Below are 1,135 nucleotides of genomic sequence, written 5' to 3'. Positions count from 1 at the left end.
TACTAATCCGAAATAAAGTAAGCGAACATCATCCGGAGATATAAGCCAGGTCCGGATGACCAAAAAACGACTTCAATAGCTTTGGCAATTTCTGCAAGCGCCGAAGCTGCCGGTAAACAATGCTCCGAAGTTGCTCCTTACTGTTGATGATCTTTTTACCGACGTGGTGGTATTTGATGTAGCCCCAAACAGACTCATCAGGATTCAGCTCCGGCGAGTACGGCGGCAGGAAGAACAGCTTGAGTTTGCCGTCAAGACTCTCGACATACTCGCGAACGCGACGAGCATGGTGCACCGGATGGTTATCGAGTATCAGGAAAACCGGCTTGTCAGCGTCTTGCACCAGAGCCTTGAGGAAACCGAGAAACGCATCGGTGTTCATGGTGCCCTGAATCGTTTTGAAGCGAAGCTCACCACGAGGTGAGATGGCCGAGATCAGATTGATGCTGAAGCGACTGCCGGTATTGCGGATGATCGGAGTTTCACCCTTGGGCGCCCAGGTCGTGCCACTGTGATAATCAGACCGGATACTGGCTTCATCACCGAAGTAGATGGTAGCACCGACTTTTTTGGCTTCCTTGCGGATTTCCGGGTAGGTCTCTTCTTTCCATTGCTTCACGGCCTCTGGTTTTTGCTGGTAAGCCCGATGCAGTGGTTTCTGGGGCGTCAGCCCCAGGTTTCGAAGCAGACGACCCACCGAGACATCGCTTAACCGGACGTTGAACTTTTGCCGAATGAGCTCACGCACACGACCCCGGGTCCACAGGGCAAAGTCAAACTTCAGCTGGTCCGGTGTAAAGGTCGTTATCCAGGTATACAGCTCCCGGATCTGAGCCCCGCTCAGTTTTTTGGGGCGACCAGAAATTTGCTTGGCCTTGAGTGCGTCAAAGCCACCCTCGCGGTAGGCGGCCAGCCATTCGTAAATTCGTGCGCGGCTCATGCCAAGCGCTTTGATGACGACTTCCGGGCTTTCGCCATCCATGACTCGTTGAACGGCGCGAACGCGAATGGCTTCTAATGTTTTGTGATCAAGTTTACGACCGTCATCGTGGCGCATGTGTGTAGATATCCGATAAGCTTGGCGAACGACCGCTATATTATAAATAATGTTCGCTTACTTTCGTACCCATTAGTA

1 protein-coding gene is annotated in these 1,135 nt (G+C 52.2%); it reads right to left on the bottom strand.

Annotated elements, in window-relative coordinates:
- Positions 1–28 precede the first annotated feature (28 nt).
- Positions 29–1,057 (bottom strand): IS630 family transposase, encoded by a 1,029-nt coding sequence (locus ACSSVV_RS21010; protein WP_011783956.1) that lies wholly within the window; start codon positions 1,055–1,057, stop codon positions 29–31.
- Positions 1,058–1,135 lie beyond the last annotated feature (78 nt).

It is taken from the genome of Marinobacter sp. MBR-105 (genome assembly GCF_053628895.1).
This window is presented reverse-complemented; position numbering and strand designations above follow the sequence as displayed.

Excerpts from the sequence above, each read along its gene's own strand:
- ACSSVV_RS21010 (WP_011783956.1), bottom strand. The coding sequence starts at position 1,057 with ATGCGCCACGATGACGGTCGTAAACTTGATCACAAAACATTAGAAGCC.